General features: G+C 67.3%; 16 protein-coding genes and 1 other RNA gene. 5 read left to right on the top strand and 12 right to left on the bottom strand.

Annotated features, from left to right (window positions below; all coding sequences use genetic code 11):
• The first annotated feature begins 168 nt into the window (after positions 1-168).
• Together BM397_RS29910 and BM397_RS14090 are read left to right on the top strand one after the other, a co-directional pair.
• Positions 169-3,420, top strand: a complete 3,252-nt coding sequence (locus BM397_RS29910) for a M10 family metallopeptidase C-terminal domain-containing protein (protein ID WP_092425115.1) — start codon at positions 169-171, stop codon at positions 3,418-3,420.
• 91 nt (positions 3,421-3,511) lie between these two features.
• Complete coding sequence (locus tag BM397_RS14090) at positions 3,512-4,438, top strand: LysR family transcriptional regulator (RefSeq protein ID WP_092425117.1); 927 nt, start codon at positions 3,512-3,514, stop codon at positions 4,436-4,438.
• A 9-nt stretch (positions 4,439-4,447) separates the two neighbouring features.
• Here the strand turns inward: BM397_RS14090 and BM397_RS14085 are convergent, their stop codons facing one another.
• From BM397_RS14085 to BM397_RS14065, 5 genes are all read right to left on the bottom strand, one after another.
• Positions 4,448-5,449: a glycosyltransferase gene (locus BM397_RS14085; protein ID WP_092425119.1), complete on the bottom strand. Its 1,002-nt coding sequence runs from the start codon at positions 5,447-5,449 to the stop codon at positions 4,448-4,450.
• Between the two features lie 27 nt (positions 5,450-5,476).
• Positions 5,477-6,454, bottom strand: coding sequence for a glycosyltransferase family 2 protein (locus BM397_RS14080; protein WP_092425120.1), 978 nt, complete (start codon positions 6,452-6,454; stop codon positions 5,477-5,479).
• Between the two features lie 19 nt (positions 6,455-6,473).
• Complete coding sequence (locus tag BM397_RS14075) at positions 6,474-7,388, bottom strand: glycosyltransferase family 2 protein (protein ID WP_092425122.1); 915 nt, start codon at positions 7,386-7,388, stop codon at positions 6,474-6,476.
• 301 nt (positions 7,389-7,689) lie between these two features.
• On the bottom strand, positions 7,690-10,314 hold the full coding sequence (locus BM397_RS14070) for a hybrid sensor histidine kinase/response regulator (protein ID WP_092425124.1): 2,625 nt from the start codon (positions 10,312-10,314) through the stop codon (positions 7,690-7,692).
• A 26-nt stretch (positions 10,315-10,340) separates the two neighbouring features.
• Positions 10,341-10,850: a putative pterin-binding protein gene (locus BM397_RS14065; RefSeq protein ID WP_092425126.1), complete on the bottom strand. Its 510-nt coding sequence runs from the start codon at positions 10,848-10,850 to the stop codon at positions 10,341-10,343.
• A gap of 357 nt (positions 10,851-11,207) precedes the next feature.
• Between BM397_RS14065 and BM397_RS14060 the strand changes: the two genes are divergently transcribed.
• Positions 11,208-11,870, top strand: a complete 663-nt coding sequence (locus BM397_RS14060; protein ID WP_092425128.1) for a response regulator — start codon at positions 11,208-11,210, stop codon at positions 11,868-11,870.
• A 151-nt stretch (positions 11,871-12,021) separates the two neighbouring features.
• Here the strand turns inward: BM397_RS14060 and ffs are convergent.
• Positions 12,022-12,118, bottom strand: an RNA gene (ffs, locus tag BM397_RS14055) — signal recognition particle sRNA small type.
• Positions 12,119-12,316: 198 nt separating this feature from the next.
• On the opposite strand from ffs, the gene BM397_RS14050 reads away from it, so the two are divergent.
• Positions 12,317-13,468: an ATP-binding protein gene (locus BM397_RS14050; RefSeq protein WP_092425130.1), complete on the top strand. Its 1,152-nt coding sequence runs from the start codon at positions 12,317-12,319 to the stop codon at positions 13,466-13,468.
• A gap of 7 nt (positions 13,469-13,475) precedes the next feature.
• Here the strand turns inward: BM397_RS14050 and BM397_RS14045 are convergent, their stop codons facing one another.
• The 4 genes from BM397_RS14045 to BM397_RS14030 all read right to left on the bottom strand — a co-directional run bounded on the left by BM397_RS14045 (position 13,476) and on the right by BM397_RS14030 (position 17,068).
• Positions 13,476-14,237 (bottom strand): ABC transporter permease, encoded by a 762-nt coding sequence (locus BM397_RS14045; RefSeq protein ID WP_092425132.1) that lies wholly within the window; start codon positions 14,235-14,237, stop codon positions 13,476-13,478.
• 103 nt (positions 14,238-14,340) lie between these two features.
• The gene (locus BM397_RS14040; protein WP_092425134.1) at positions 14,341-15,135 is read right to left on the bottom strand and encodes an ABC transporter ATP-binding protein; all 795 of its coding nucleotides are present in this window, start codon (positions 15,133-15,135) and stop codon (positions 14,341-14,343) included.
• An 87-nt stretch (positions 15,136-15,222) separates the two neighbouring features.
• Complete coding sequence (locus BM397_RS14035) at positions 15,223-16,227, bottom strand: ABC transporter substrate-binding protein (protein WP_092425136.1); 1,005 nt, start codon at positions 16,225-16,227, stop codon at positions 15,223-15,225.
• A 151-nt stretch (positions 16,228-16,378) separates the two neighbouring features.
• A complete protein-coding gene (locus BM397_RS14030; RefSeq protein WP_176806659.1) occupies positions 16,379-17,068 on the bottom strand; it encodes an HAD family hydrolase in 690 nt (229 codons plus the stop codon).
• 138 nt (positions 17,069-17,206) lie between these two features.
• Between BM397_RS14030 and BM397_RS14025 the strand changes: the two genes are divergently transcribed.
• Positions 17,207-17,518 carry an antibiotic biosynthesis monooxygenase family protein gene (locus tag BM397_RS14025; protein ID WP_092425140.1) on the top strand — a complete coding sequence of 104 codons (312 nt, stop codon included), beginning with the start codon at positions 17,207-17,209 and terminating at the stop codon, positions 17,516-17,518.
• Here BM397_RS14025 and BM397_RS14020 read toward each other — a convergent pair.
• Together BM397_RS14020 and BM397_RS14015 are read right to left on the bottom strand one after the other, a co-directional pair.
• The gene (locus BM397_RS14020; protein ID WP_092425142.1) at positions 17,508-18,089 is read right to left on the bottom strand and encodes a histidine phosphatase family protein; all 582 of its coding nucleotides are present in this window, start codon (positions 18,087-18,089) and stop codon (positions 17,508-17,510) included. The genes BM397_RS14025 and BM397_RS14020 overlap by 11 nt on opposite strands.
• Positions 18,090-18,132: 43 nt before the next feature.
• Complete coding sequence (locus BM397_RS14015) at positions 18,133-20,106, bottom strand: bifunctional 2',3'-cyclic-nucleotide 2'-phosphodiesterase/3'-nucleotidase (protein WP_092425144.1); 1,974 nt, start codon at positions 20,104-20,106, stop codon at positions 18,133-18,135.
• Positions 20,107-20,444: the final 338 nt, after the last annotated feature.

Raw genomic sequence — 20,444 nt, 5'->3', positions numbered from 1 at the left:
AACAATGCGGCGGCCCGCCCTTGGCTGTTTCCGTTCCGTACTCTTGTTTGAAATCAGTGCCTTAAAGTCGTCGTAAATCTTCCCTATCTGGCCTTAATCGGGTCGCAATTCGGCGCCCGTGATTCCCAGTCCCCGGGTGTTTGGGGCGTCTTGTTCAGGGTAAGTGCGATGACAGTCTATGCGGTGACGCTGGAGAACTGGAACGATCCGGCATTCTGGGCGGGCATTTCCGAAAGCTCCGCAGGACACACTCTGGATCTCTCGGCGCTGCCGGACGGCTTCGACATCGAGTTCGACCAGGACAACTTGGTGCTGTTCCTGAACTACGACGGCGGCAGCTTCATGATCGGCGACAGCACCGCGCCCGCGGCCTTCGACGCGCAGCTCGGCGCGGGCACCGACTGGAGCTATTTCAGCGTTCTCGCCGGGGGCGGCGGTGACGACACGCTGGGCGGCGGCGCGGGTGTCGACACGATCTCGGGCGGCGACGGCGGTGACAGCATCCTCGGCTATGCCGGCGACGACCTGATCCACGGCGAGGCCGGCGACGACACGGTCTACGCGGGCGAGGGGGCCGACACCGTCATCGGCGGCGAGGGCGACGATTCCATCTCGGGCAACGAGGGCGACGATTCGCTGGTCGGCGGCGCTGGCAGCGACTCGCTCTACGGCCAGGAAGGCAACGATTACGTCAGCGGCGGCGATGGCGACGACACGCTCGAGGGCAACGAGGGCAACGACACGATCTACGGCGGCGCGGGCAACGACTGGATGCGCGGCTCCTATGCCAACGACGATCTTTGGGGGGGCGCTGGCGACGACTCTTACTGGGGCGGCTGGGGCGACGATACCTTCCACATCGAGAACGATTTCGGCAACGACACGGTGGACGCCGAGGGCGTCGACGAGGTGCTGGGCGACACGCTGGATCTGTCGCTGGTCACCGATGATCTGCGCATCGACCTCGGCCATATCAGCCCCGAGATCGGCAACGTCACCGATGGCACCGGCACGCTGGTCTATGACGAGGTCGAGCACATCATCCTCGGCGCGGGCGTCGACACGCTGGCGCTGGCGGACGGTGGAGGGCTCGATGCGGTCCAGGGCTTCGCGGCTCCGAGCGAACTTGGTGATGGAACCTATGTGGGCAACGACCTGCTCGATGTCTCGGAGCTGACCGACGACGACGGCAACCCGGTCGACGTGGGCGACGTCACGGTGAGCGACACTCTGGGCGACGGCACCGGCGACGCGGTGCTGAGCTTTCCCGGAGGCGTGGCGCTGACGCTGGTCGGCGTGCTGGCCTCCGAGGTCTCCTCGGCGGCACAGCTGCAAGCGATGGGAATCCCCGCCGCGGCGGATGCGACGGACCCGGTTGATCCCGTCGATCCAGCCGACCCCGCGGACCCGGTTGATCCCACCGATCCGGCCGACCCTACGAAACCCAGCGACCCGACCGACCCTGCCGAGCCGATCGCAACCACCGGCGAGCTGCCGCAGATCGACGGCGCCTTCGAGTTCGAGGCGACGCTTCGTTTCGACGACCTCTCGGCCACCCAGGGGCAGAAGGTCTTCGAGTTCGGCGGCGAGGGCGAGGACCGGATCAGCTTTGGTCAGCTCGGTCCGAGCAGCGCGGTGCTCTTCGAGATCGTGCAGGATGGGGCCACCTGGCTGATCGTCGCCGAGGACGCGATCACCGAGGGCGAGACCGCGACCTGGACCGTCGGTGTCGACGAGACCGGCTTCATGTACATCGAGAAGGATGGCGTGCAGATCGCCGAGGGCGATGGCGTGGTGCCTGCCGACAGCGAGCGGCTGACCAACCAGCTGGGCGGCACGGGCGAGACGGCGCTTGTCGGCGAGATCACCGAGGTCTCGATCACCCAGGAAAGTGGCGTATGGACGTCCGACGACACGGCGGAAGACACCTCCGGCGGGGCCGGGGGTGAGAGTTCGGAAGGTGGCTCGGACGGCGGGGAGACCGAAGATCCGACAGATCCCACAGACCCGGCCGAGCCCGAAGAACCGACGGCCCCCGCGGATCCCATTGACCCCGTGACGCCGGAAGAGCCCAGCGATCCCGCGGATCCCGAAACCGATCCGGAGACCTCGGGCGAGATCCCGCAGATCGACGGGGCTTTCGAATTCGAGGCGACCCTGCGGTTCGACGACATCACCGATGCCCGCGACCAGCGTGTCTTCGAGTTCGGCGGCGAGGGCGAGGACCGGATCAGCTTTGGTCAGCTCGGCCCCAGCAGCGCGGTTCTTTTCGAGATCGTGCAGGACGGGGTGACCGCGCTGATCGTCGCCGAGGATGCGCTGATCGAGGGCGAGACCGCGACCTGGACCGTCGGCGTGGATGAGACCGGCTTCATGTACATCGAGAAGGATGGCGTTCAGATCGCCGAGGGTGACGGCATCGTGCCCGCTGGCAGCGAGCGCCTGGTCAACCTGCTGGGTGGCTCGGGCACAGCGACGCTGCAGGGAGAGATTGGCGATGTCAGCCTCGCCCAGGGCGACGCGGTCTGGACCCCCGAGGCGGGTACTGAAGTTCTTCTGCCCACCGAAGACGAGACTGCCACAGACCCCGAAGTCGACACCGGCGAGGCGGAGCCCGAAGTGCCCGACTTTAGCGGAGACAGCCTGCCGCAGATCGGCGGTGCCTTCGAGTTTGAAGCGGAGCTGCGCTTCGACGACTTGACCGACGCCCGCGGCCAGCAGGTGTTCGAATTCGGCGGCGAGGGCGAGGACCGCATCGCCTTCGGCCAGTTGGGCCCGAGCAATGCGGTGGTCTTCTCGGTCAGCCAGGGTGGCTATACCCATTACGTCGTCGCCGAGGATGCGCTGATCGAGGGCGAGACCGCGACCTGGGCCGTCGGCGTGGATGAGACCGGCTTCATGTATGTCGAGAAGGACGGCGTGCAGATCGCCGAGGGCGACGGTGTTGTGCCCAACGACAGCATCCGGCTGAGCAACCTGCTGGGCGGCACCGGCGACACGGCGATGCAGGGTGAGATCGCCGATGCCAGCGTCAGCCAGGATGGCAGCCTGTGGTGGCTCGACGAGGACGGCGAGGCGCACCTGGAACTGACCGGCACCGGAGAGGACGAGCTTCTGGAGGGGGGCGATGGCGATGACTCGCTCTGGGGCGGCGGCGGGGACGACACGCTGACCGGCGGCGCGGGCGACGACATCTTTGGCATTAGCGCGGTCGCGGGCAATGTGACCATCACCGACTTCGCGGATGCCGATCGGATTGACCTCTCGGCGCTTGGCCAATGGGCAGACGGCGAGGCGCTGATGGCGTCGCTGGTCCAGGAGGACGGCACCGCCAGCCTTAGCTTCGACGTGGATGGCGAGGCGCAGATGCTGAGCATCCAATCCGCCGAAGAGCTGGACGTGGACGACTTCCTGTTCTGAGGCGGCGATCAGGGCCGGTGCCTTGGCAAGCGCCCGGCTGCGTGGTTCACTCCGCGCGATCCGCGTAAGCGTCTCCCTGCAAAGGACCCCGATGTCAGGACTGCCCCATCTGCGCGCCATGCAGGCCTTCGAGGCCGTGGGCCGCTGCGGCTCGGTGCGCCGCGCCGCCGAGGAACTTGGCGTGTCCTCCGGGGCGATCAGCCAGCAGGTGCGGCGGATCGAGGAGCATCTGGGCGTCGCCCTGCTGGAACGGCGCGGGCGGCAGCTCGAACTGACCAGCTGGGGGCGCGTCTACCATGCCGAGCTGAGCAAGGGCTTCGCCCAGCTTGCTCACGCGGGCGAGGCGCTGGCGCGGGCACGCAACAGCCGAGGCTTCGTGATCAGCTCGCTCACCACGGTGACCAACAAGTGGCTGGGACCGCGGCTCTTCGAATGGACCGCGGAGAACCCCGGCGCGCCGGTGCGTCTGGTGGGCACCGAAATCGAGCCGGACCTCACCCGCGACAACGTCGACTTCCGGCTCTATTTCGACGACGCCCCGCCGCACGGCCAGTACACCGAGCTGTTCACCGACCGCATCGTGCCGGCCTGCGCGCCGTCACTGCTCGACGGGAGGGTGCTGCAGCGGCCCGAGGAGATCTTCGACTTCCCGCTCCTGCAGGTCGTCTGGATGGAGAGTTTCGCGGCGCACCAGGTGCCCGGCTGGACGGAGTGGGCGGCGTATTGCGGCGTGTCTGCGCCGCCTGTGCCGGAGGCCTCGGCGCTGACCTTCGCGCTCTCGTCGAGCGCCATCGACGCGGCGGTTTCGGGGCGGGGTTTCGTGCTCGGCCAGCTTGCGATGATCGGCGAGGAGCTGGCCAGCGGGCGGCTGGTTGTTCCTTTCGATCTGCGTATGCCGCTCTCGGTGCCCTACGGGCTGGCCTGGGATCGGGCGAGCCTCGAAAAGCCGATGGGCCGCGCATTGCGCGACTGGCTGGTGGCGCAGGGACGGCGACAGGCGGCGATCTGCGCCAGCTGAAGGTCGGTATCAGATCGTGGCGAGCGCGTTGCTGCCGGATGTCTTGCGGCTGGCAAGCCGGTCGAGCAGCGTCTGCCAGCCTTCGATGGTCGCCCCGCGGACGGGCTCCATGGGCTGGCGCGGAGCAGCACTCGTCTCAGCCAGCACGTCGCTGAGCGCGCGGCTCCAGGCAGCGACCGAGAGATCCGCAACGGTGACCTGGCCCGTGCCACTGACATGCGAAAGCGCATCGCGGCCCGTGTGCAGAACCCGGCGTCCTGCGGCCAGCGCCTCATGGGCGGCCAGCGCGGAGGGCTGCCAGCGCGAGGGGATCGCCACGGCATCCGACTGGCGCAGGGCGGCAAGCCGGGTTGTATTGCCATGCACCCGGATGCGCAGGTCGTTTCGGGCCAGCGCGCGCAGCTCGGCGCGCTGCGGCCCGTCACCGAAGATGTCGAGACGGGCGTCCGGATCCGAGACGACGGTGAAGGCCTCGATCAGCATGTCGAAGCCGCTCTGGCGGTGTAGCCGCCCAAGAGCGCCGATGCGGCGCACCGGGCCGCTCGGGGCGGGCAGGGTGGCAGAGGCATCGGTGGTCGCACAGGGCGGGATCACCGAAAGCTGCGCCGGGCTCGCCAGCTCGTGCCGGCGCATCCAGCGTGCCTGGGCCGGGCTGAGTGCGACCACGTGATTGAACAGCGCATAGCCGGACCGCAGCATCGCGCGCAGGCGGGCCCGGTTGCGCGTGGCCGCCGTTGAGCCCTCGCAGTGGACATGCTCCACGTGCACCAGCGCCGCATGCGGGTAACGTGCGCGCAGCGCCATCAGCCCCGGCAGGCTCTGCAAGCTCAGCGGCACATGCGAGACGATCACCCGGGCGTTGACGGCGGCCGCCCCGGCAGCAAATCGCGACACCCTTACCGGGCGATGCTCGGCGGCCTCGGCCAGAACTGGATCGGCCGCGAGAAACGACAGGTAGCGAGCCAGGTCGCCGGCGGTCTGGTCTTCGTGAAGATGGGCTATGCGAAGCATTGGCTTTGTCTCCATGCGATCTCTGGCTCAGGCCGACTTGCCGCGCTGCCCGGCGAGCCGATCATAGAGCGGCGTTCGGGCGGCGGTGAGAAGCAGGCTCGACGCGCAGATTGCCAGCGTCTTGCGGGGTTCTTCGATGATCGGGCGCAGCGAGCAGGCGAGCGCGGCGCGAAGCAGGCGGGCGGAGCCCGGCGCATCCCCGACGGCGATGGCGCAGCGCGCGAGGTGGCGCAAGTGGTAGGCGCGCGCGACCGACGCATGCCGCGCGAAGAAATGCCGGTCCTGGGCTGAGAGCTTCGCGACCATGCGCTCCCAGGCGGCGAGCTGCTTGCCCATCGAGGCGGCAGGGTCGGCGCTCGAAGAGCGGCAGGTGCAGAGCCGCCGCGGTATCCCGGCGATCTCCCAGTCGGTGACCAGGGCCAGGCGCAGCCAGAGTTCCAGGGTTTCGACCTGGCGGAAGGTCTCGTCGAACCACCAGTCGCGCTCGGTCTCCTGCGGCGGCCGGAAGGCGATGCTGTCGAGCGCGGCGCGGCGGAACACGGCGCTGCTGGCCGGTCCGATCGGGTTGCGCTTGAAAATTGCCGCGGCACCGATGGCGCGCCGGCGTGGCAGCTTCCACATGTTGGTCCGCGCGCCCTTGGCAGTCACCATCTCGAAGCCGGAGTAGCTCAGGCCGATCGTGGAGGATGATTGCAGGTGCTCCACATGTGCGGCGAGCTTGTTCGCTGCCCAGAGGTCACCCGCGTCACAGAATCCGATAATGCTGCCCCGTGCAGCGGCGATGCCGGTGTTGCGGGCGCCGGGAATGCCGCGCGCACGCTGGCGCAGCACGCGGATGCGCAGGTCGCCGAAACCTTCGGCCACCTCGGAACAGCCGTCGACCGAGCCGTCGATGACGACGATGATCTCGAAGTCCGGGAAGCTCTGCGCGCAGAGGCTGCGCAGGCTATCCTGCAACCGGTCTGCGGTAGTGCCAACCGTGACGATTATCGAGGCGCGGGGCATGGGCGGGACTTCCGGCGGCTCAGCGAGAGAACAGTGCGTTGCGCAGCGCGCGGGGCAGCACGGCGGCGATCAGCGTGGTGCTCAGCACGCGCAGGCCGTGCAGCGGGCTCGAGGTCCAGCCACCGGGCGTGGCAGCAAGGGCCGAGAGCCCGAGGCGGAGCGTGTCCATCCCCGGGGCGCCACGGCGCAGGGCGCGGGAGAGCAGACGGCGCAGGTAGGCGGCCTCGTCCCCTGCGTCACTGCGGAAGCCGTAGCGCGCGGCGCTGATCAGCGCTATGGCGCGACCCGCCTTCATGCCTTCGATATCGGAGGAAAGACCGGCGCCGATGCTGCGGTAGGTCACCAGTGGTGCGTCGATGCCGACCACCTTGGCACCGTCACCGATCAGCCGAACCAGCCACTCGAGATCGGCATTGTGGCTGATCTCCGCGTTGAAGCCTCCGCTGGCGAGAAAGCTCTCGAGCCGGATCGCCAGGTTCGACATGGTGCAGACCGGGTTTTCGGCGAACAGCGCCTGCAGCGTCAGCGTGCCTTCGTAGGGGCCGGTGAGCGAGCCCACGGTGCGGCCGTCGGACTGGTAGACGCGACCGAAGCAGGCGTCGGCACTCTCCTCCTCGAAGAAGGTGTCGAGCATTTCGAGCTTTTCGGGGTGCCAGGTGTCGTCGGCATCGAGGAAGGCGATGATCTCGCCGTCGGCCTCGGCGAGCGCCATGTTCCGCGCCGCGCTCGGACCGACGCCGTCGTTCTTCATCAGGCGGAAGCGCATGTCGATCCCGGCCATGGAGGCGGCGATCAGCCGGGTGTCATCGCTGGAGCCGTCGTCGATGATGAGCGCCTCCCAGTCCTGTTCCGTCTGGGCGAGCAGGCTCTCGATGGTGTCTGCAATGGTGTCTTCGGCGTTGAAGCAGGGAATGACGACGGAAAAGCGGGGCATCTTCGGGCATCCTTCTCTGCTGACTGGCAGGATCGAAAAACAACAGGGGTACGAGGCTGGGCGCTTGGCGTCCGATGTCTCTTTTGTACCTGTGGTCCCGGGAGGCTGTCGCCCGCGCCAGAGGGGTGCCGGATGGGGCAAGCGGGGAGAGTCCTATCCTCTCGGATAGGCGCGCTACCCCGCGCCCGGGAAGAGCGCGGCAAGACTGTGACGAAGCTGGTGCGGGAAAGCGGCGTCGAGCCGCGTGGCGGGGCCGAGTCGAGGTTCGCGCGACTCGGCCCCGGTCAGTTCTGAAGTCGGATCAGGCGGCTTCGAGTCGCGCCTCTAGCGCGCTTCGGCTTTGCTGCCAGAGGTCGGCGAGGGCCTCGAGCTCGGCAGGCTCGGGGAGGGTGCCGGTCTTCACCTGTGTTTCGATCCGTCCCAGCGCGCGGCGCAGGGCCTCGACGCCGAAGGGACCGCAGGATCCGGCGCATTGGTGCGCCACGGGGGCGAGGTCGGGATCCTCCGGAGAGGTCTCGGCCAATGCCGCGATGTTGCGGTCCATCTCGGCAAAGAAGCGTTCCAGCAACTTGCCGGCCGCGGCACGCGGCACCTCGGAGAGGAAGGCGCCGAGCCGCGCTTCGTCCAGCAGGTCAGACTGCGACGCAGGGGCGGAAGTTACCGCTGGCGCAGCTGCGCTCGCCTGCGCTGCCGAAGCTGCTTGCGGCCCGTCTTCCGGGATGGCGGGAATCTCGCCCGAGATCACCTGCGCCAGCGTGCGCAGCAGCAGCGGGCGCTCGATTGGTTTGGTCAGGCAGGCGCTCATCCCGACCTTGCGGAAGCGCTCGCGCTCTTCCGGCAAGGCATGGGCCGTCAGCGCGATGATCGGCGCAGCTGCGCAGGCGCCGGTGCCGCCGCGGATGTGGCTGGCGGCGGTGGTGCCATCCATGATGGGCATCGAGATGTCCATCAGGATCGCGTCGAAGCGGCGCAGCGCCGCAGTATCGACGCCGGCCTGTCCATTCTCGGCAATGGTGACCGAGTGGCCTTCGCCCTCGAGCATCTCGCGGACGATGAAGCGGTTGATCTCGTTGTCCTCGACGAGCAGCACGTCGAGCGGGCGCTTTGGCTTGCCGGGGCAGTCGCGGGGCTCTTCGGGGTCCGCCTCGACGTCCGCGACCGGCGTGAGCGGCACGCGGATCCAGAACAGGCTGCCTTCGCCGGGTTCGCTCTCGGCACCGATCTCGCCGCCCATCAGGCGCATGAAACGCCGCGCGATGCCCAGCCCCAGCCCGGTGCCGCCGGCTTCGCGGGCGTAGGAGGAATCGAGCGTCTCGAAATCCTGGAAGATGCGCGCGAGGTCCTTCTCGGCGATGCCGATGCCATTGTCGATGACCCGGAACTCGACCTCGGTCCGCGCCGCGTCGAGGTATTCCACCTCGACCTCGACGCTGCCGTCACGGGTGAACTTCAGGGCGTTGCCCACGAGGTTCAGCAGCACCTGCCGAAGCCGTCGCGCGTCGCCGATGGCACCGCCTCCCTCGACACCGCACCAGCGCCAGTTGAGCTCGTTGCCATAGGTCTGCGCCAGCGGCTGCGCCGTCTCGACCAGCCCGTCGAGCAGGCGGTTGATCGAGAAGGGGGCCTCCTCGGCCTTCATCTTTCCGGCCTCGAACTTGGCGAGGTCCAGCACGTCGTTCACCAGCTCCAGCAGCAGTCGGCCCGAGCTTTGCATCCGGTCGAGCAGGTCGCCCTGCCGCGGGCTGAGGCTATGGTCGCGCATCAGCTGCATCGCGCCGAGAAGACCGTTCAGCGGCGTGCGCATTTCGTGGCTCATCACCGCGAGGAACTCGGATTTGGTGCGCTCGCCGGCGAGCGCGCGGTCGCGGGCCTCGGTGAGCTGCTCCTCGGCCTCTTTCCAGTTCGAGATGTCGCGGATGTAGAACACGTAGAGCGCGTTGTCGGCCTCGGCCCGGTCGGCGGAAACCTCCGCCGGGAAGAGGTGCAGGTCGCGGGTCTGCAGCGTGATCTCGAAATGCTGCTCCTCGGGGCGCGGCCGGCGGTGCTCGTCGAGGAAGGCCAGCGCGCCGAACTGGTGCCGTGCGAGCGTTTCCGCCGGCACCATGAGTTCCAGCGCCAGCCGCCCCACCGCCTCGGCGCGGGTGTAGCCGAAGAGCGCCTCGGCGGCGGTGTTGAACTCGCGCACCACGCCGACTTCGTCGGTCACAACGATGGCGTTGGGAGAGGTCTGCACGATGGTCTTCATCCGCGTGCTGGCGAACTGCAGCGCATCGGCGCGCTTCTGCGCGAGGCGGAACAGCCGGAACATCGCGTAGGCCAGCAACGTCAGGCCGATGAACAGCGCCAGCAGCACCGCGGCGATATAGATCATCAGCTCGGTGATGCCCTCTCGCCGTGCGTCCGAAACCTCGGCAAAGGCCGAAAGCGCCGCAAGCGAGAACGCCCGGACGTCGGCGGTGACCTGTTCGGACTGTTCAAGCAAGTCCGGCAGTTCGGCGAGGAACTCCTCGTCCGGCCCATCGATCAGCGGCACCGTGTTCTCAAGGAAATCCAGAACCCGCATCCGCGGGGCAGAGGATTGCACCGACTCGCGCAGCGTGTGGAACACACGGCCGCTGCTCATCGTCACCATACGGCTGTAGAAAATGTCGAAGCGCCGGCGCACGTCTTCCATTGCGGCCGGATTGTCCTGCGCGTCCTTCATCGACAGGCGGAACTGCAGGAACTCCACATCCGCCTGCGCGAGGCTCCATTGCAGGTTGTCGGAGTTGGCGACCGAGAAGTCGTCGATCTCGCGCAGGACGAGCCAGGCGAGCCAGACGACGAGCCCGACACAGAGCAGAAGCGCGGCCGCAGCACCGCTCGTCTGGACCAGCGTTGTTCGGCTCTGGGTTGACGTATCGTCGGGCAAGTTCACCTTGATCATGCCTCCAAGGGCATGAACCGCGCGGCCTAGTCAAGCACGATGATGCGGTCCAACTGCCAGATTGCGCGGGAATAAATCTGCTCGGTCTGGTACTCGGGCTTCTGGTCGAACGGGTAGACGATCCAGAGCGGGCCCTTGTTACGCACGGGCATTTTCTCGCCGTGGTTGAGGAAGGCGACCATCGGGCCATCGTCCACCCAATCCTCGCGCGGGATGTTGACCGCGTAGTCGTTGATCGCGGTCGCCTTGATCTCGTTGCCCTCGGCCCCGACCAGCTCCATCAGATCGCTCAGTTGCACACCGGTGAAGGTCTGATCGCCGTCGGTCCAGATGGTCTTGGTGGTGAAGGTGCGCGTCTCCAGGCCCTCGAGCATTTCGTAGTCGAAGGACGCTGTTTCGCCGACATTGGTATTGGTGATCGCACCGCTGACCACCAGCACCGGCGTATCTTCAGGGATCGGCAGGTCTTCCGCGGCCAGGGGCGTGGCGAGGAGAGCAACAGCAATCACGGCGCGCAGGGGCGGAAGGCGAAACATCGAAGGCGACTCCTTGGTAGCTTGGCGAATACTGTCACATGCGCGACAAAAGCGGTATCGGGGCAATCGGAGTGGCCCCTATCCGTCCGGGTAGGGAAGGATAGGAGCTCCCATAGTGAGGTTTCCGGAGTTCCGCAGCCTTGCCGTGGCGGCGGCCAGACGCGAAGTCGAGCCAGTGTGGCGGGGATTGGCTCGCGAGAAGGGCATTCAACCGCCGGAGTGACCCTTGGTCACGCGGTGTTTGCGGGCCACACGCCCCCCTTTGTCCATAATTTAACCGCAATCCCCTGCGTATTTTGCTATTTGTTTAGAAAATGATGTTCGGCGATTCGCCGTGAGGTTGCAGGGAGACGGATCATGATTGCACAGCAGGCGGCGCAGGTGGTAACCAGATCGGCCAATGTGCTCCGCGTATTGATCGCAGACGACCACGACCTTCTGCGGGACACGCTCCAGATTTTCCTTGAAGGTGAAGGCACTTTCGAGACCGTTTGCGTCGCGAGCTACTCCGAGGCGGAAGCGCTGGTGAAAGCGGGTGAGCAGTTCGACCTCGTGCTTCTGGACTACTCGATGCCGGGCATGAACGCGCTCGAGGGGTTTCACAAGATGCGCGCGCTCGAAGGCTCGCACCGGGTGGCGATCATCTCGGGCACCGCGAACCGCGATGTCGCCGAGCAGGTGCTCGAGGCCGGGGCCGCCGGCTTCCTGCCCAAGACGCTTTCGGCCAAGTCGCTGGTCAACGCCGTGCGCTTCATGGCGATGGGCGAGCAATACGCGCCGCTGGACTTCATGCGCCAGGAAGAGGCGACGCCGAGCCACCCGATGGCCGAGCGCCTGTCGCCGCGCGAGCTGGAAGTGCTCGAGGGGCTGACCCAGGGCAAGTCGAACAAGGAGATCGCCCGCGATCTCGATATCCGCGAGCCGACGGTGAAGCTGCACGTGAAGACGCTCTACCGCAAGATCGGCGCGTCGAACCGCACCCAGGCGGCGCTGCTGGCCAAGGAGGCCGGGCTCTTCTGAAGCCGGGCATCCGGGTCCATGCAAATCAGACAAGACACGCGCCGGACTTTCCGGCGCGTTTTTCTTTGCGGCAGGGCATGTGCGCAGATCGACCCGCGCCAAGGCGGTCTTCGCGCGGTGTCCGTTCCGCGGGGTATTCATGTGGGGAAGAGGTGAGAGGCTGGACAACGACCCAAGCGGGGCTCGTTACGGCTGCTTCCTTCCGGACCTGACCGGGTTGGCGAGGCGCCTGCCCGCGCCAACCTCTCGACGGGGGATATAGGCCCTTGGGGGCAGGGTCCGCAAGGGGGAGGGCAGAGATTTTCATGCGCGGCGGCGCCTGCGGTTTTACCAAAGAATATCCGAGGCGCTATAAAATCGGCGCGTGCCGGCAGGTTGCTTGCCGGAGCGGAGCGGCGTTCTACCTAGAATTATCACAGTTCCTATAAAGAGACGGGATCATTCACATGGGCGCGGATGCGAACGGGCGCGAATTCTACGTGCCGCGCAAGGAACTGGCACAGGCGATTGCCGAGAGGCTGTCTCTCGACCCGCTGATGGGCAGCCCCTCGGGCCTGATGCTGGCGGCGCCGCGGCGCACCGGCAAGAGCACCTTCCTGCGCCGCGACCTTTTGCCGGTTCTGAAGGCGCGCGGTGACCATCCGGTGCTGGTCGACCTCTGGTCCGACCGCAAGGCCGATCCGGGCCAGCTCATCGCCAACGCGCTGGCCGCCGAGATCGCCGCGCTGCCGACCCCGGCGGAGCGCGCGCTGCGCGCCCTGCCGATCAAGGCGATCACCATCGGCGGGCTGCGGGCCGAGATCGGCGGCGTGGCCGAGGGCAGGAGCCTCACGCTCACCGAGGCGCTGCTGGAGATCGGATCGCGGGCGAAGTCGGACGTTGTGTTCATCATCGACGAGGCGCAGCAGGCGGTGACCTCCGAGGCCGGGTTGGACGCGATGTTCGCGCTCAAGGCGGCGCGCGACGCGATGAATCAGCGCCCCGAGGGGGCGCGGCTCTTCGTGCTCTGCACCGGGTCGAACCGCGACGGGCTGGCGGGGCTGGTCTCGACCAACCAGCAGCCCTTCTACGGCGCCCGGGTCGAAGCCTTCCCGACCTTGGGCCGGACCTATGTCGAAGCGTTGGTGGCGGCGATCAACCCACGGCTGGCCGAAGACAACAAGCTCGATCCCGAGGACGTGGCCGAGGCCTTCCGCCTGCTCGGCTATCGGCCGGAGAAGCTGGTCGAGGTGGTGCAGCAGCATGCTGCCTGGTTGCCGGGAAGCGCCGGCCTGAGGCGCACGCTTCAGGAGCGGGCGGACGAACTCCGGGCGCGGGTCTGGGACCAGTACGGCTCGGATTTCGACGGTCTGACTGTGCTGCAGCGCGCTGTTCTGGAGGTGCTGATCCGAGACGGTGCGGATTTCGCGCCTTTCCACGAGAAGACCGTGCGGCGCATCGCGGAAATCGCCGGGCGCAAGACCTCGGCTCAGGCGGTGCAGAAGGCGCTGGACGCGCTGCGCGACAGGCAGTTGGTCTGGCGGCCGGGGCGTGGGCGCTATGCGCTCGAGGACCCGGACATGCGGGGCTGGCTGCTGGCGCGGATGGAGAAGGGCTGAGCGCGGCTCAGCCCTGCGGACGCTCGGCCCAGCCGGCGAAGATCTTCTCCAGCGCGACGACCACGTAGTAGAGCACGATCCCGAGGAAGGCCAAGGCGATCAGCACCGCGAACATCAGCGGGTAGTCGGAGTTGGTCTTGCCGCTATCGAACAGCGCGCCGAGGCCGCGGCCATGCGGGCTGACGATCTCCATCAGGTTGGTGCCGATGAAGGCCAGCGTCACCGCCACCTTCAGCGCGCCGAAGAACTCCGGCAGGGTCTTGGGCAGGGCGATCTTCCAGAAGATCGTCGACTGACTGGCTCCGAGCGAGCGCAGGATGTCGCGATACTCGGGCTCCAGCGTCGAGAGCCCGATCGAGACCGAGACGGCGATCGGGAAGAAGGAGATCATGAAGGCGATGAGCACGGTGTTGAAGTCGTGCATGCCGACGAACATCAGCGCGACGATCGGCACCACCGTCGCCTTGGGCACGGCGTTGAACCCCACGAGCAAAGGGTAGAGCGCATCGCGCATGGTGCGCGAGAAGCCCATCACCATGCCGAGCGCCGTGCCGAAGACCACGGCGATCAACAGTCCCACCACGGTGCGCCAGAGCGTCTGCCAACCCATGGTCAGGAAGAGGCTCCAGTAGCGTTCGTAGGCCGGCAGCAGGTCTGAGGGCGAGGCCATCTTGTAGTTGGGCCAGCCCATGACCCAGACCAGCGCCTCCCAAAGCGCGAGGAAGATGACGATGGCGAGGCAGGGGACGGCGATCTGGCGGAAGGTCATGTCGGGCTCCGCTGCGCGGCCTGACCTGCGGAGGCGCGGGTTTCGGCGGCGGGATATGCGTATTTGGAAAGAGAAGAAGCGGGGAGGGGGCGCGCGGATGGCATCAGGCGGGCGCCCCGGCGGGGGCGCGGCCCTGGGCGATCTCGATCTGGTGGCGCAGGGTGGCGAGCATCTCGGCGGCCTGCGGCGTGTAGAGGTGCTCGATGTCGCGCGCGCCGCTGATCCCGGTGTCAAGGGTGAACTGGGTGCGGGCCGGGCGGCCCGAGAGCACCACCACCTGGTCGGCGAGGTAGATCGACTCGCGCAGGTCGTGGGTGATCAGCACGCCAGTGAAGGGCTCTTTTTCTTTCACCTGATGCATGATCTGCCAGAGATCCTCGCGGGTGAAGGCGTCGAGCGCGCCGAAGGGCTCGTCGAGGATCAGCACCTCAGGCGAGTGCACGAGGGCGCGGCAGAGCGAGGCGCGCTGACGCATGCCGCCCGAGAGCTCGGAGGGGCGCTTGTCCTCGAAGCCCTCGAGGCCGACGAGGGCGAGCAGGTAGCGGGCGCGCTCTTCTTGCTCTTTCTTGCCCAGCTTGGTCGGAACGATCTCAAGCGGCAGCATGACGTTCTTCAGGATCGAGCGCCATTCCAGCATCACAGGGTTCTGAAAAGCCATGCCGACGGTGGAGCGCGGGCTCTTCACCTTCTCGCCATGCAGCCAGACCTCACCCTCATCCGGCTTGAGCAGGCCGGCGACCAGCTTGGTGAGCGTGGACTTGCCACAGCCGGAGGGGCCGACGACGGCGACGAAGCCGCCCTCGGGCACCGACAGCTCCAGCCCGTCGAGCACCGGCAGCGGGCCTTTGGCGGTCTTGTAGGCGTGGCGCACGCCCTTGATCTCGATGAGGTTGGTCATGTCTTGCCTTGCATGCGCGCGGGGGCGGGCAGGCCGCCCCGGCGCGGGGTCTTGGTCAGAGGCTCGGTCAGCGTCTTGATCAGAGACTCACTCGAGCGGGAAGCCGCCCTCGGGCAGGTAGTCGCCGGTGAAGTAGAGCGCGGCGTCGGGCTCGTGCTGGAACTCGTAGGTCAGCTTGATCTGCTCCAGGGCGCTGTCCATGCGGGCATCGTCGATCGGACCGAAGCCGTTCGCCTTCGTCCAGTCGGTGACCACGTTGGCGTCCAGCGCCAGTTCCAGGCGCCGGGTCTCCAGCTCGGCATCGGAGGCGGGGTTGCGCGACACGAGGCTTTCCACCGCAGCGGCGGGATCGGCCACCGCATCCTTCCAGCCCGCGGCCACGGCGGCGAGGAAGCCCTTCAGCAGCTCGCCGTTCTCAGCGGCCCAGTCGGTGTTGACGATGATCGCGTTGCCGTAGAGGTCGACGCCGTAGTCGGCCATCAGGATGGTCGATATGTCGCTCTCGTCCACGCCGAGACGCGCGGTGTTGAGGTAGGAGGTGAACGAAAAGCCAGTAACCGCCGCGACCTTGCCCTCGGCCAGCATCGGCTCGCGGGTGGGGAAGCCGACCGGCTCGATGGTGATCGCATCGGTGTCGAGGTCGTTCTCGGCGGCGAAGATCGGGAACTGCGCCCAGGCGCCATCCGGCGGCGGCGCGCCCAGCACCTTGCCCTCGAGGTCCTTCGGCGCCTCGACGCCCAGCGACTTGCGACCGATGATGGCGAAGGGCGGTTTGTCGTAGACCATCATCACCCCGGTCACCGGCGCGCCGGGGTTCTGGTCGAGGAACTTGATCAGCGAGTTGATGTCGGCAAAGCCCACCGGGAAGGCGCCGGTGGCGACTTTCGGAATGGCGTCGAGCGAGCCGGAACCGGCGGAGATTTCCACCTCGAGCCCGGCATCGGCGAAATACCCCTTGTCGATGGCGACGAAATAGGGCGCCGAGGGGCCCTCGAATTTCCAGTCGAGCGCGAAGGGCAGGGCGGTTTCGGCAGAGGCGGCGGCAGCGGCGGCCACGAGGGTGGCTGCCAGCGCGAAGGCGCGGGGGGTCATGGGGGTCTTCCTCCGTGTTGTGGCAGCCGGGGCCGCCTGGATTTCCGGCGTGTTGCTCACGTCTTGCGGCGAGTTTGCCCGGAAATGCGGCGGTGGGAAGGCCTGATCGGAAGAAGTCGCGTACATAGCTTGCTACATTTTGACCGATTGATCAAAATTTAGGCGAGGGCATCCCGGGGCTGTTGCGCAGCGGCAGTCCGGCGGCCAGCGCCCCCTCGATCAGCGAGGCGGCAAGGTGGTGCGCATGGTCGCCGTCGCTGGGCAGCATGTCGGGCACCTGCACCACGCGCATGCCAGCGGCGCGAGCGCTGGCAGCGCCGGTGTCGCTGTCCTCGAAAGCAAGGCAGAGCTCGGGCGCATGGCCGAGCGCTTCGGCCGCCAGGAGGTAGGGGTCGGGCGCGGGCTTGGGGTTCTCGACGTGGTCAAAGGCGATCACCGCGGCAAAATGCGCGCGCAGCCCGGCGAGGGATAGCTTGCGCTCGGCCTCCTGCGCGCCCGAGCTGGTGGCCACCGCCATGGGCAGGCCGAGCGCCGAGATCTCTTCGATCAGCAGCACCGCGCCGGGTTTCAGCGGCAGCCCCTCGGCTTCGCGCAGGGCGATGCTCTCCTCGCGGATCGCCTGCACCAGCATCGGCTGGTCGAGGTGTCCGTAGCTTTCGAGCAGCGCCGCCGCCACGGCATTGCGGTCGCGCCCGATCAGCGCTTCGAGAAAGCCCGGCGCCACGGTCTCGCCAAAGCGCAGGAAGGCGCGGCGCCCGGCCTCGAGCGCGACCCTCTCGCTGTCGACGAGCGTGCCGTCGAGGTCGAAGATGACGGCGGCGAAGGGGAGGGCGGTGGTCATGTCGGGCCTTTCGGGTTCGGGCGGCACCATGTGACCCGCCGCGGGGGGGAATGTCGAGGCCGCGATTTCGTGTTATGCTGGCGTCCCTTGAGGCAGGCAGGCACCCCCGGAACCCCGTGTATCAAGGAGGGTGGTTCGATGATCATGCGCGTCTTCCAGGTCGTGACCCGGCCGGGCAAGGAAGAGGAATTCGCCGAGTTCTTCCACAAGGTGGCGATCCCGCTGCTGCGCCGCACAGAGGGGATCGTCGAGGTGCTGCCGGGCGCGGCGCGGCCCGAAAGCCCGCGCGAGTTCTCGGTGGTCATGGTCTGGCGCGATCTTGCCTCGCTGAAGGCCTTCACCGACGAGGATTACACCCGGCCGCACGTCGACCCGGCGGAGGCGGACCTCGTGGAAAGCCGGCTCATCCGCCATTACGAGCTGGTCGAGGACGGGGTGATCAGGCGCTGAGACGTTCCATCGGCTGCCAGGCCGAGAGCACCGCGCGCGGTGTCCAGGTGAAGGTGAAGACGTTGCCGCCGCCGCCCGGTCCCTGATCGTGCGCGCGGCTGATCGGCTTGCCTGCCAGCGCGCACCAGAGCAGCGTGCCCACGCCGCCGTGGCCGACGAAGAGCACATCGCCGTCGCAGGGCTGCGCGAGACAGGTTGTCACCTCCGCGAGGATACGGGCCTGCGCATCGGCGGCGCGTTCCCAGCCGCGCACGGAGTCTTCCGGTGCGGCGAAGAAGCGGTCGGCCACCTGCTCGAATTCGGTCGGGGGCAGGAAGCCGGTCGCGCTGCGGTCGTTCTCGTGCATCGCCGGGCGCACCTCGACCGCCAGCCCGAGCGCCTCGGCGAGCGGCTGCGCGGTTTCCAGCGCCTTGGTCTCGCCGCTCGAGATGATCCGGGTGGTGCCCCGCAGCGCCTCGCCGCCGGCCAGCGCCGCGACCCGTGCCTTGCCGACATCGCTCAGGTGCCAGCGCGGCACGTCCAGCGCGGGATCGACGATGATCTGGGGGTGGGTGAGATAGCGGCAGAGCATGTGCAGGGGAAAGGGGGCGCGGTGATGCGCCCCCGATCGGTGGTCAGAGCTTGATGCGGAACTGGGCGTAGCCGTCCGCGTTGTCGCCCGCGTCCTCGATGTCGAGCGCCACGCTCTCCATGTAGTCGCGCGCCTTGGGGCCGGTCTCGAAAAGGACTGTGGTGCCCTCCATCGGCGCAAAGCTCCAGTTGTCATCGGCACTCGGGTTGATGGTGCCCTGCTCGACGATGTAGCGCACGATCACGTCGCGGTTGGTGTCCGGCGCCTCGAAGACGATGGTGTCGCCGGTACCCGGGAAGCTGCCGCCGCCCGTCGCGCGGTAGTTGTTGGTGGCGATGATGAACTCAGCCTCGGGATCGATTGGTGCGCCGTTGTACCTCAGGTTGACGATCCGGTTGGTTTCCTCGTTCACCACGTTGCCCTCGCGGTCGAACATCGCCGGCTGCGACAGGTCGATCTGGTAGGTCACCCCGTCGATCACGTCGAAGTTGTAGCTCGGGAAGTCGGTGTTGAGCAGCGGCGCGTCGGTCGCACCCGGCTCGATCTGGTTGAACATGCCCGCCGAGCGTTCCAGCCAGCCCTTCACCTGCGCGCCGGTCACCTTCACCGCCCGCACGGTGTTGGGATAGAGGTAGAGGTCGGCGACGTTCTTGATCGCCACCGGGCCCGCGGGCACGTCGGTGTAATACTCCGGCCCGCCGCGGCCGCCGGCCTTGAAGGGGGCCGCCGCAGAAAGGATCGGCAGCCCCTCGTACTCGGTGCCCATCATCATCTGTTCGATGTACCAGCTCTGCGCGATCGAGACGATCTGCACCGAGGGGTCATCCGCCACCAGCGCGAAGTAGGAATAGAGCGGCGCCGAGGTCTCGCCCACCGCGCGGCGCACGTAGTCCAGCGCCGCCTCGTGCTCGGGGCGGATCGACTCGAGCACCTCCGGATCGTCCTCGACCAGCGCGGTGACCTTGCGATCCTCGCCGCGCTGGTAGATCGGCCGCGCCTCGGAGGTGGTGGAGACCACGCGCCATTCATTGCCGTCGCGTTCGAGCAGCAGGTCGATGAGCCCCATGTGCGAGCCCCAGAACCCGCCCATGACCGCGGGCTTGCCGTGGATCGTGCCGGCGGAAAGGTCGATGGCATCCTGCCCGTCGTAATCTGCCGAGGGGAAGACGAGGTGGCTGTGCCCGGTCATCAGCGCGTCGATACCCTCGACGGCGGCCAGCGGCACCGAGGCGTTCTCCATCCCATCCTCGCGCTGCGCCGCGCCGATGCCGGAGTGCGACAGCGCGATGATGATCTCGGCACCCTCTTCCTTCATCTGCGGCACCCAGGCCTCGGCGGTGGTGACGATGTCGCGCGCCTGGACATTGCCCTCGAGGTGCTTGCGGTCCCAGTTCATCACCTGCGGCGGGGTGAAGCCGATGATGCCGACGCGGATCGGATGGGACGTGCCGGCACCGTCGGTGATCTCGCGGTCGAGGATCACGTAGGGTTTGAACAGGGTCTCATCCTCGCGCGGAGTGGCGCCCTGTTTCTTGGCGATATTCGCCAGCACGATGGGGAAGTTCGCGCCGCCGATGGATTTTTCTAGGAAGCCAAGACCGTAGTTGAACTCGTGGTTGCCGATGGTGCCCGCGTCATAGCCCAGCGTGTTCATCGCGGTGATGACCGGGTGCATGTCGCCGTCTTTCATGCCGCGCTCGTAGGCAATGTAATCGCCCAGCGGGTTGCCCTGCAGGAAATCGCCGTTGTCCACCAGCAGCGCGTTGGTCGCCTCGGCCCGGATGCCCTCGATGATTGAGGCGGTGCGCGACAGGCCGACGGTATCGACCGGCTTGTCGGCGTAATAGTCGTAGGGGAAGACGTGCACGTGCAGGTCGGTGGTTTCCATGATGCGCAGGTGTGCCTGATTGGCCGCGGCGCGGGCCGAATAGGGGTGCAGTGCGATCAGTGCACCACTCGCGGCGCTGCAGGCGAGAAAGCCTCTGCGGCTGATCGGGGTCTGGGGAAGCTTGCGCATCTTGCTCTCCTTCGAGTGTCGTCGCTGTGGGGAATAGTGCAGCTCCAAGACAGTCTTGCAACGCTCCTCTTCCGGCGCGGCACGCACCGGCGGCGCCGCGTCGGGTAACGTCGCGACACCCGCCGCAGAGCTGTGCACCGCGCCTGCGGCGCGCCGGGGCAATGCCCCGGTGCGTATTTGCAAAGAGAAGAAGCAGGGGCCGTGCTGTCCTTCTTCTCTTTCGAAATACGCCGGGGAGCGCGAGGGGCAGCGCCCCTCGCCCTGTTCCGGGCTCCAAGCCCTAGGTGCGAGGGACGGCGTCTATCGCCTTTCCTTCTGCCACAGTCGTGGCTTGCGGC

Source organism: Alloyangia pacifica, assembly GCF_900116195.1.
GTDB lineage: Bacteria > Pseudomonadota > Alphaproteobacteria > Rhodobacterales > Rhodobacteraceae > Salipiger > Salipiger pacificus.
Note: the sequence above shows the minus strand (reverse complement) of the source record. Positions and strands in the feature narration are given on the sequence as shown.

Excerpts from the sequence above, each read along its gene's own strand:
- BM397_RS29910 (WP_092425115.1), top strand. The coding sequence starts at position 169 with ATGACAGTCTATGCGGTGACGCTGGAGAACTGGAACGATCCGGCATTC.
- BM397_RS14090 (WP_092425117.1), top strand. The coding sequence starts at position 3,512 with ATGTCAGGACTGCCCCATCTGCGCGCCATGCAGGCCTTCGAGGCCGTG.
- BM397_RS14085 (WP_092425119.1), bottom strand. The coding sequence starts at position 5,449 with ATGCTTCGCATAGCCCATCTTCACGAAGACCAGACCGCCGGCGACCTG.
- BM397_RS14080 (WP_092425120.1), bottom strand. The coding sequence starts at position 6,454 with ATGCCCCGCGCCTCGATAATCGTCACGGTTGGCACTACCGCAGACCGG.
- BM397_RS14075 (WP_092425122.1), bottom strand. The coding sequence starts at position 7,388 with ATGCCCCGCTTTTCCGTCGTCATTCCCTGCTTCAACGCCGAAGACACC.
- BM397_RS14070 (WP_092425124.1), bottom strand. The coding sequence starts at position 10,314 with ATGATCAAGGTGAACTTGCCCGACGATACGTCAACCCAGAGCCGAACA.
- BM397_RS14065 (WP_092425126.1), bottom strand. The coding sequence starts at position 10,850 with ATGTTTCGCCTTCCGCCCCTGCGCGCCGTGATTGCTGTTGCTCTCCTC.
- BM397_RS14060 (WP_092425128.1), top strand. The coding sequence starts at position 11,208 with ATGATTGCACAGCAGGCGGCGCAGGTGGTAACCAGATCGGCCAATGTG.
- BM397_RS14050 (WP_092425130.1), top strand. The coding sequence starts at position 12,317 with ATGGGCGCGGATGCGAACGGGCGCGAATTCTACGTGCCGCGCAAGGAA.
- BM397_RS14045 (WP_092425132.1), bottom strand. The coding sequence starts at position 14,237 with ATGACCTTCCGCCAGATCGCCGTCCCCTGCCTCGCCATCGTCATCTTC.
- BM397_RS14040 (WP_092425134.1), bottom strand. The coding sequence starts at position 15,135 with ATGACCAACCTCATCGAGATCAAGGGCGTGCGCCACGCCTACAAGACC.
- BM397_RS14035 (WP_092425136.1), bottom strand. The coding sequence starts at position 16,227 with ATGACCCCCCGCGCCTTCGCGCTGGCAGCCACCCTCGTGGCCGCCGCT.
- BM397_RS14030 (WP_176806659.1), bottom strand. The coding sequence starts at position 17,068 with ATGACCACCGCCCTCCCCTTCGCCGCCGTCATCTTCGACCTCGACGGC.
- BM397_RS14025 (WP_092425140.1), top strand. The coding sequence starts at position 17,207 with ATGATCATGCGCGTCTTCCAGGTCGTGACCCGGCCGGGCAAGGAAGAG.
- BM397_RS14020 (WP_092425142.1), bottom strand. The coding sequence starts at position 18,089 with ATGCTCTGCCGCTATCTCACCCACCCCCAGATCATCGTCGATCCCGCG.
- BM397_RS14015 (WP_092425144.1), bottom strand. The coding sequence starts at position 20,106 with ATGCGCAAGCTTCCCCAGACCCCGATCAGCCGCAGAGGCTTTCTCGCC.